An 8,951-nucleotide genomic window follows, 5' to 3' on the forward strand; every position below is an offset into this window, starting at 1 on the left:
CTTCCCGGAGCGGCATAGGGGGAACCGTCCGGGAAGGGGGCGGAGTCGGGGGGACGGGCGGGTCAGCTCTTGACGGAGCCGGACATCAGGCCGCCGATGAAGTACTTGCCGAGCACGATGTAGACCACCAGCGTGGGCAGCGAGGCGAAGAGGGCGCCCGCCATGGAGACGCCGTAGTTCTGCAGCAGCGCGCCGTTGGCGAGGTTGTTCAGCGCCAGGGTCACCGGGCCGTTCTGGCTGGAGGAGAAGAACACCGCGAACAGGAAGTCGTTCCAGGCCGAGGTGAACTGCCAGATCAGCACCACCACGAAGCTCGGCACGGAGATCGGAAGGATCACCGACCAGTAGGTGCGCAGCATGCCGGCGCCGTCGATCCGCGCCGCCTCCACCAGTTCGTGCGGCACGGTCTGGTAGTAGTTGCGGAAGATCAGCGTGGTGATCGGGATGCCGAACACCGAGTGCAGCAGGATCAGCGTCGGGATGCCGCTCGGCAGTTGCAGCTCCAGCACCAGCTCGTTCAGCGGAATGATCACCGCCTGGTACGGGATGAACATCCCGAACAGGATCAGGGTGAAGACCAGGTTGGCCCCGCGGAAGGACCAGCGGGAGAGCACGAAGCCGTTGACGGAGCCGAGCAGCGCGGCGATCAGCGCGGACGGCACCACCATCTGGAGCGTGCGCCAGATGGCCGGGGACAGGGTGGTCCAGGCGGCCTCCCAGTTGTCCAGCGTCCAGCTCGTGGGCAGGGACCAGGCCCGCGCCGGCGAGGCGTCGCCGGGCCCCTTGAAGCTGGTGACCAGCAGGACGTAGACGGGGATCAGGACGACCAGGAGGAAGAACAGCAGGGCCGCGTAGCGCAGGGTGCGGGCGAGGGTGAAACCGCCGCCCCGGCGACGGCCGCGCCCCCGGCCTGCCGGAGTGCCCGCGACCTCCTGCGGCGGGACCGGCTGGGTGGTGACCGCGGTCATCACTTCTCCTTGCGATTCGTGCGGACGAGATAGGGCACGACCACCAGGGCCACGATGACCAGCAGGATCGACCCGACCGCGGCGGCGTTCGCGTAGTCGAAGCTCGACTTGAACACGTACATGTCCACCGCGGGCACCTTGGTCTGGTAGTTCGCCGGCTTCGAGATCGACATGATCAGGTCGAAGGACTTCAGCGACATGTGCCCGATGATGATCAGCGCCGACAGCGCGATGGGCGAAAGCTGCGGGAAGAGGACCAGCCGGTAGAGCTGCCAGGTGGAGGCGCCGTCCACCCGGGCCGCCTCGCGCAGCTCGTCGGGGATGCCGCGGAAGCCGGCCAGGAAAAGCGCCATCACATAGCCGGAGAGCTGCCAGATGGCGGGGATGGCGATGGCGGTGATGCCGTAGTCGACGTTGTTCCACCAGTTGTTCTGGAGGAAGTCGAGGCCGGCCATCTGGAACAGGCGGTTGAGCCCGGTGGCGCTCGCGTCCTGGTTCGAGTTGAGCAGCCACCGCCACACCACACCGGAGGCCACGAAGGACACGGCCATGGGGAAGAGGTAGATCGAGCGGAAGATCCCCTCGCCCTTCAGGGGCCGCTCCAGCAGCCACGCCCACAGGAACCCCATCAGCATCGTCCCGGCCAGGAACACGCCGGTGAACAGCAGCAGGTTCTTCAGCGAGTGCTGGAACGCCTCGCTGCCCAGCAGGTCGAAGTAGTTGTCCAGCCACACGGTTTCGGACGGCGCCCGGCCGGTGGTCTGGGCGGCGGTGTGCACGTCCGTCAGCGAGGTGCGGAAGTTGGCGCCGATCAGCCCGTAGACGAAGATGCCCACGAGGATCAGCGAGGGCGCTATCAGCAGCAGCGGCGCCCCGGCTTTCTTGACGGTCTTGATCATCAAATCTCCCTGGAGCGCCGCGGCGCGCCGCCGGCGGGATCGTGCCGGCGGCGGCGCGCCGCGGTCCGGCCGGGACCGGATGCCGGTCAGGTCACGGCCGGACCGGCGGGCGCGGTCAGCTCGTGGCTGCCGCGGCGGCGAGTTCGGACTGGAACGTCGCCACGTCGGAGGCGCCGGCGGTGAACTTGCTGGTGGCGTCCGAGATGGCGTTCAGCACGGCCACCGGGGCCGCCGCGCCGTGCGCCAGGGAGGAGACGATGGTGTCCTGGCCGAAGGACTCGATGGCGGTCTGCTGGTACGCGGAGAACTCGGCCGGGTCGGCGTCCACGCGGGCCGGGATGGAGCCCTTGGCCTTGTTGAACGCGGTCTGGCCCTCCAGGGAGCCGACGGTCTCCAGCCAGTTGCGGGCACCGTCGGGGTGCGGGGCGCCCTCGGGCAGGGTGAAGGAGTCGGCGAGGAAGTCGAAGACCCCGTCCGTGCCCGGGACCGGGAAGGCGGTGAAGTCGGTGCCCAGCACCTTGCCCTGCTCCTCGAACGCGGCCACGGCCCAGTCGCCCATCACGTTGAAGGCGGCGTTGCCGTCGATGACCATCTGGGTGGCCTCGGGCCAGTCCAGACCGTCGCGGTCACTGTTGGTGTAGCTCATGGCCTGCTCGAAGTTCTCAAGCGCCTCGGTGACCTCGGGGCCGTTCCAGTCGGTGGTGCCCTCCCACAGACCGGTGTAGGCGTCCGCGCCCAGGCTGGAGAGCAGGATGGTCTCCAGCAGGTGGACCTGGGTCCAGGCGGTGGCCACCGACAGCGGGGTGACGCCGGCCTCCTGCAGGGTGTCCAGGTCGGCGAACCACTCGTCGAGGTCCGCGTAGGTCTTGTCCGGGTCGATGTCGTTGGCCTCCAGCACGGCCGGGTTGGCCCACACCACGTTGGCGCGGTGGATGTTGGAGGGGATGGAGTAGATCTTGCCGTCGTGGGTCAGACGCTCGATCAGGTCGGCGGGGAAGGCGTCGCGCAGCTCGAAGGCGTCGTAGAGCAGCGAGACGTCCTGCAGCTGACCGGCGTTGATGTAGTCCAGCAGTTCCATGCCGGCGTGCGCCTGGAAGGTGTCCGGCGGGTCGTTGGCCTGGAGGCGGGACTGGAGCAGGTCCTTGGCCGCGGAACCGGCACCGCCGGCCACGGCCCCGTTGACGAACTTGGTCTCCGGGTGCTGCTCCTCGAAGACGTTCACCAGAGCGTCCAGGCCCGCCTTCTCCGAGCCGGCCGCCCACCAGGTGAAGACCTCGACCTCGGCGGCGGAGCCACCGCCGCCGCCGTCGCCTCCGTCGTCCGAGTCGCCGCCGCAGGCGGCCAGCGTCAGGCCGGCGATGACGGCGCCCGCCACCATCGCGTTCGTTCTGCGATTGACACGCATTCGTATCCCTACGCCTTCGTTGCCGTATCAGGGGGTCGGTGCGTGTGGGGAGTCACGCACCGGCCGGAAGCGCCGTGGTGCGCCCGTCCGCGGCCCATCAAAGGGCCGCCCCCGATTGAAGTCAAGAAGTAAATTCAAAGTGACATCCAACCGTGTCTTCGGGTTGGGTCGTGTATCCAAACCTGCGGAGACGGCGCCCCTGCCCGCTTCCGGGTTCAGAGCTCGTGGAAGACCAGGCGGTATCCTGACCGCTGTGCGCGCTGACCGGGTGACCCCGGGTTCGCAGACTTCACTACGTGAGGCCAACCGAGCCCGGATCGTGAGCGCCGTCCAGCGGCGTGGGTCGCTCACGCAGATCGAGCTGGCCGGCGTCACCGGCCTGTCCCCGGCCACCGTCTCCAACATCGTCAAGGAGCTCACCGCCGCCGGTGTGCTGCACACCTCCCCCTCCACCCGCAGCGGACGCCGCGCCCTGCTGGTCACCCTGGCCCGCAACCTGGGACTGGTGGCCGGGGTGCACTTCGGCAGCCGCTCGCTGCGCGTGGCACTGGCCGACGCCTCCATGCAGGTCCTGGCCGACCAGCGGATGCCGCTCGCCCCCGACCACCGGGCCGACGCCGGGCTGCGCCGCGCCGCCATGCTGGTCAGCGAGATGGTCGAGTCGGTGGAGGCCCGGCCCGAGGAACTGCTGGCGGTCGGGGTCTGCCTGCCCGCCCCGGTGGACCGCCGCACCGGCCGCATCACCACCGTCGGCATGCTGCGCGGCTGGGACGGCGTGGCCGTGCCCGAGGTGATCGGCGAGGAACTGTCCGCCCCGGTGACCGTGGACAACGACGCCAACCTCGGGGCCCTGGCCGAAGCCCGCTTCGGGGCCGGCGCCGGACACGAGGACCTCGCCTACCTGCGGGTCTCGCACGGAGTGGGCGGCGGCCTGATCCTCGGCGGCCAGCTCATGCACGGCCGCGGCGGCGGCGCCGGCGAGATCGGGCATGTGACGGTCGACGACAACGGGCCCATCTGCCGCTGCGGCAACCGCGGTTGCCTGGAGACATTCGTCGGCGCTCCGGCGCTGCTGGGAATGCTGGCCGCCAGCCACGGCCACCTGACGCTGCGGGATGTCATCACCCGGGCCAAGGACGGCGACCCGGGCTGCCGCCGGGTGCTGTCCGACACCGGCCAGCACCTCGGGGTGGCCGCGGCCAACCTGTGCAACCTGGTCGATCCGGAAATCGTCGTGGTGGGCGGCCAGCTCGCGGACGCCGGGGAGATCCTGCTCGGCCCGATGCGGAACGTGGTCGCCCAGCGCACCATGCCCTCCACCGCCGGGCCGGTGGAGGTGGTGGCCGGCGAGCTGGGCTCGGCGGCCGAGGTGCGCGGCGCCCTCGCCGTGGCCCTGGACACCGCCCGCCTCAGCGGAGCCCTGGGGGTGAGCGTATGACCACGCTGCGCGGGATAGCCACCGCGCTCCGCCGCCCGGGCTCCGCCGCGGACCGCTCCGCGGGTTCCCCCGCCGTGGGTACCGCAGTCCGCTCCCCGTACTCCGCCGCGCAGGCCGGTGCCGCGCAGGCCGGTGCCGCGGGCCCGGGAAGCCGCCGCACGGAGCCTGACGCCCCGGGCGCCGCGGACCGCCGGGCGGGCCCTCGTGCCCGGGGGCGGGCCTGGCAGGTGATCGTGGGGCTGGCAGTGGTGGCCGGCCTGGCGCTGGGCGGTGCGGCGTGCGGGCCGCGGGGCGCGGGCGGCGCAGCCGAGGACTCGGAGGGCGCCATCGCGCTGCTGCTGCCCGAGGTGAAGACCGCCCGCTACGAGACCGCCGACCGTCCCGCGTTCGCCGGCGTGGTGGAACGCCGCTGCCCGGACTGCGAGGTGTACTACGCCAACGCCGACCAGGACGCCGCCATCCAGCAGCAGCAGGCCGAGTCCATGCTCGCCCGCGGCGCCGACGTCCTGGTGCTGGACGCCGTGGACGCGGTCGCCGCGGTCAGCATCGTGCAGCAGGCCGAGCGGTACGGAGTCCCCGTCATCGCCTACGATCGCTTCATCGCGGATGCGGACGTGGACTACTACGTCTCGTTCGACAGCGAGCTGATCGGCTACCTCCAGGGCACCGCCCTGGTGGCCGCCCTCAAGGAGCGGGCCCCGAGAACGGGCGGGGACCCACCCGGCATACTCCTCGTCCACGGTTCCCCGACCGACCCGAACTCCGCCGAGCTCGCCGCCGGGGTCGACCGCGCGCTCGACGGAGAGGACATCGAGGTGCTCGCCGAGTACGACACCCCCGACTGGAGCCCCGACAAGGCCACGGACTGGGTGGAGAGCCAGCTCACCCAGTACGCCGGCCGGGTCGACGGCATCTACGCGGCCAACGACGCCATCGCCGGCGGCGCGATCGCCGCCATGAAGGCCGCGGGCATCGAGCCCGTGCCGCCGGTGACCGGGCAGGACGGCGAGCTGGCCGCGGTCCAGCGGATTCTCACCGGCGACCAGTACATGACCGTCTACAAGGCCGCCACCGAGCAGGCCCGCACCGCCGCCGAACTGGCCGTGCGGGTGCTGCGCGGCGAGTCACCGCGCACCACCGCGGTGATCGACGGCGTGCCCAGCCTGCTGCTCGCCCCCCGCGCGGTGGGCGTGAACGACATCGAGCGGGTCATCGTCAACGGCGGTGTGCACTCGGTGGACGACATCTGCACCCGCTACTACGAAGACGCCTGCACCCGGGCCGGACTGCTCCAGGAGGCGCCGTGACCGAATCCGCGGCTTCGGCCGCCTCCCCCGCACCCGCCACCCCGCCCTCGCTGTCCGACCCGGTGCTGTCGCTGCGCGGCGTCTGCAAGAACTTCGGCGGCGTCCGCGCCCTGGCCGACGTCAGCCTGGACGTCCACCCGCACGAGGTGCTGGCCGTGGTCGGCGACAACGGCGCCGGCAAGTCCACCCTCGCCGGGGTGATCGCCGGGGTCTACCGCCCGGACGCCGGCCAGGTGCTGCTGGACGGCAGACCCGTGGTGCTCGGCTCTCCTGCGGTGGCCCGCAGCCTGGGCATCGCCGCCGTCTTCCAGGACCTCGCCCTGTGCCACAACCTCGACGTGGTGGAGAACCTCTTCCTCGCCCACGAGCCCACCCGCGGCGGCTTCCTGGACGAGGTCGCCATGGAACGCACGGCGTGGGAGCTGCTCGGCCAGCTCGGCACCAGCGTGCCGTCGGTCCGCCTGCCGGTGCGGGAGCTGTCCGGCGGCCAGCGGCAGGTGGTGGCGGTGGCCCGGGCGCTGCTCGGCTCCCCCCGGGTGGTGGTGCTGGACGAGCCCACCGCCGCGCTCGGCATCCGGCAGACCGCCGAGGTGCTCAATCTGGTGGAGCGGCTGCGCGAGCGCGGCCACGCCGTGGTGCTGATCAGTCACCAGGCGTCGGATCTCCAGGCGGTCGCCGACCGCTTCGTGGTGCTCCGGCTGGGCAGGGTCGGCGGAGAGCTTGACGCGGCCAGCGTCGGATACGAGGATCTGCTCGCCGCGATGACCGGAGCGAGCCGGCCCAGCGGCAGGAAATCCCGATGACGCCCGCCTCCGCACCGCCCTCCTCCCGCACCCCGTACGCCGCCACCGCCGCGTTCGACAGCGACGCGCCGTGGCCGCGCCTGCTGCGCAGACTGCCCGACCGCGAGCTCGGCATGCTGCCGATCATCGCCGCCCTGGTGCTGATCTGGGCCGTGTTCGGGATCATCAACCCGGCGTTCCTGTCCGCCGAGAACCTGGTCAACCTCACCCTCCAGTCCGCCCCCACCGGCGTGATCGCGCTGGGCGTGGTGCTGGTGCTGCTGGTCGGGCAGATCGATCTGTCGGTCGGCTCGGTCAGCGGCCTGGCCGCCTCGGTGGTGGCGGTCACCACCGTGCTGTGGGAGTGGCCGATCGGGCTGGGCATCCTGCTCGCCCTGTCGGTGGGCGTGGTGGTCGGCCTCACCTACGGGCTGCTGGCCACCCGGCTCGGCCTGCCCAGCTTTGTCCTCACCCTGGCCGGGCTGCTGGTGCTGGCCGGGGTGCAGCTCAGGGTGCTCGGCTCCCGCGGCTCGATCAACCTGCCCTTCGAATCCTGGCTGGTGAGCTTCGCCCAGCAGGGCTTCCTCTCCCCGGTGGCCGCCTGGACGCTGGTGGCCGGCGTGGTCGCGGTGGTGGCGGCGGTGCAGCTCGTGGAACGCTCCCGGCGGGCTCGTGCCGAACTGCCGCGGGTGAGCCTGGCCCGGCTGCTGCTGCGGGTCGGCGCGCTGGCCGCGCTGCTCAGCGCCACCGTCGCCTACCTGGGCACGGCACGCGGCATCGGCTACCCGGTGGTGCTGTTCATCTCGCTGGTCGCCGTCGTGGACGTGCTGCTGCGCCGCACCCGCTGGGGGCGCTCGGTGCGGGCGGTGGGCGGCGACCGCCGCTCGGCCATGCTGGTCGGGGTGGCGGTGCGGCGGGTGACCGTGTCCTGCTTCGTGGCCTGCTCCACCTTCGCCGCACTGGGCGGGGTGCTCGCGGCGGGCCGGCTGGCCGCCGCCAACCAGGGCACCGGCGGGGCCGAGACGTATCTGACCGCCATCGCCGCGGCGGTGATCGGCGGCACCAGCCTGTTCGGCGGGCGGGGCAGTGCCTGGTCGGCGCTNAGCCTGTTCGGCGGGCGGGGCAGTGCCTGGTCGGCGCTGGTCGGGGTGCTGGTGATCACCTCCATCTCCAGCGGGCTCACCCTGCTGAACCTGGACACCGCCTCCCGCTACATCGTCACCGGCCTGGTGCTGGTGCTGGCGCTGACCGCGGACACCCTGCTGCGCGCCCCGCGCTCCCGCTGAGCGGCCGGCCGGGCGGCGCCGGCCGGCGGGCGGCGGACGGTTCATGATGCGGTTCAGCCGTCCACCCGGTGCAGGGCGATCGGCGGCTCCTCGCTCGCCGGGTAGATGGTCTCGCCGAGCACCATGTCCGGATCGTCCTCGTCCAGCGTGATCACGTGCACGTTGCCCGCCTGGCAGCCCGTGACGAACGGATTCTCCGCATCGGTGTTCCGGCTGGAGGCGCCCTCCAGCCGGATGGAGCCGTCCTGGATCGCGATCAGCTTGACCGTCTCGGTGCATCCGAGATTCCATCCGGTGAGGATCTCGGTGGCATGGGTGACGAGGGTGCCGACATGGTCGTCGACGGAGCCGGGGTCCAGGGTCAGCGTCACCGTGATCTCGCCGTCGATGTCGGAGCGGCTCGGCACCTCGGCCGAGCCCTCCCAGGTGCCGACGTACTCCGCGGGCAGCGCGTCCGGGTCCGCCTGCTCCACGCCGCCCGTGCCGCCCGTGCCGTCCTTGTCGCCGGTGCCGCCGGTGCCGCCGCTGTTGTCCTTCCCGCCCTGTTCGCCGCCGCTCCGGGTCTCCTTCCCGTCGTCGCCGAACAGCACCCAGCCGCCGGTCAGCACCATGGCGGTGGCCAGCACCGCGCCCACCACCGCCAGCACCGTCCGCGAGGAGCGGCGCGGCGTGCCGGGCCCGCCGGGTCCGCCCGCGTGCGCGTAGGGGGAGACCGGCGGATACGGGGTGGAGGGGACGGCGGCACCGAAGCTCCCGGCCGGCGGCCCCGCCCCCGGTGGCGGCGGGGTCGCCGGCCCGGCGTAGGGATTGCCCGCCCGGGGCGCCGCGGCCTGTGTGGGCGGCGGCGGGGACGGCTGCGCGGGGTG

At 72.1% G+C, this 8,951-nt stretch carries 7 protein-coding genes and 1 pseudogene; 4 read left to right on the forward strand and 4 right to left on the reverse strand.

The window, feature by feature from the left end:
- Positions 1–62 precede the first annotated feature (62 nt).
- The 3 genes from GQS09_RS00405 to GQS09_RS00415 form a co-directional block, all read right to left on the reverse strand.
- Positions 63–968: a carbohydrate ABC transporter permease gene (locus GQS09_RS00405; protein WP_165983903.1), complete on the reverse strand. Its 906-nt coding sequence runs from the start codon at positions 966–968 to the stop codon at positions 63–65.
- On the reverse strand, positions 968–1,867 hold the full coding sequence (locus GQS09_RS00410; protein WP_165983904.1) for a carbohydrate ABC transporter permease: 900 nt from the start codon (positions 1,865–1,867) through the stop codon (positions 968–970). Before GQS09_RS00410 ends, GQS09_RS00405 begins: the two co-directional genes overlap by 1 nt.
- 115 nt (positions 1,868–1,982) lie before the next feature.
- Positions 1,983–3,272 carry an ABC transporter substrate-binding protein gene (locus tag GQS09_RS00415; RefSeq protein WP_165983905.1) on the reverse strand — a complete coding sequence of 430 codons (1,290 nt, stop codon included), beginning with the start codon at positions 3,270–3,272 and terminating at the stop codon, positions 1,983–1,985.
- A 319-nt stretch (positions 3,273–3,591) separates the two neighbouring features.
- Here GQS09_RS00415 and GQS09_RS00420 point away from each other — a divergent pair, with 319 nt between their 5' ends.
- From GQS09_RS00420 to GQS09_RS00435, 4 genes are read left to right on the forward strand one after another with little or no spacing between them, the layout of a single operon-like run.
- Positions 3,592–4,710 carry an ROK family transcriptional regulator gene (locus GQS09_RS00420; RefSeq protein ID WP_313895927.1) on the forward strand — a complete coding sequence of 373 codons (1,119 nt, stop codon included), beginning with the start codon at positions 3,592–3,594 and terminating at the stop codon, positions 4,708–4,710.
- On the forward strand, positions 4,707–6,017 hold the full coding sequence (locus tag GQS09_RS00425; protein WP_165983907.1) for a substrate-binding domain-containing protein: 1,311 nt from the start codon (positions 4,707–4,709) through the stop codon (positions 6,015–6,017). Before GQS09_RS00420 ends, GQS09_RS00425 begins: the two co-directional genes overlap by 4 nt.
- Before the next feature lie 50 nt (positions 6,018–6,067).
- Positions 6,068–6,820, forward strand: coding sequence for an ATP-binding cassette domain-containing protein (locus GQS09_RS00430; protein ID WP_165983920.1), 753 nt, complete (start codon positions 6,068–6,070; stop codon positions 6,818–6,820).
- Positions 6,817–8,085, forward strand: coding sequence for a sugar ABC transporter permease (locus tag GQS09_RS00435; RefSeq protein WP_207957301.1), 1,269 nt, complete (start codon positions 6,817–6,819; stop codon positions 8,083–8,085). The genes GQS09_RS00430 and GQS09_RS00435 overlap by 4 nt, the downstream gene beginning before the upstream one ends.
- Before the next feature lie 53 nt (positions 8,086–8,138).
- On the opposite strand, the pseudogene GQS09_RS00440 reads toward GQS09_RS00435, so the two are convergent.
- Positions 8,139–8,951, reverse strand: a pseudogene (locus tag GQS09_RS00440) (hypothetical protein); the annotation flags it as partial.

This window comes from Streptomyces sp. YIM 98790 (assembly GCF_011421595.1).
Classification (GTDB): domain Bacteria; phylum Actinomycetota; class Actinomycetes; order Streptomycetales; family Streptomycetaceae; genus Streptomyces.

Coding starts and splice junctions, on each gene's coding strand:
- GQS09_RS00405 (WP_165983903.1), bottom strand. CDS start 968: ATGACCGCGGTCACCACCCAGCCGGTCCCGCCGCAGGAGGTCGCGGGC.
- GQS09_RS00410 (WP_165983904.1), bottom strand. CDS start 1,867: ATGATCAAGACCGTCAAGAAAGCCGGGGCGCCGCTGCTGCTGATAGCG.
- GQS09_RS00415 (WP_165983905.1), bottom strand. CDS start 3,272: ATGCGTGTCAATCGCAGAACGAACGCGATGGTGGCGGGCGCCGTCATC.
- GQS09_RS00425 (WP_165983907.1), top strand. CDS start 4,707: ATGACCACGCTGCGCGGGATAGCCACCGCGCTCCGCCGCCCGGGCTCC.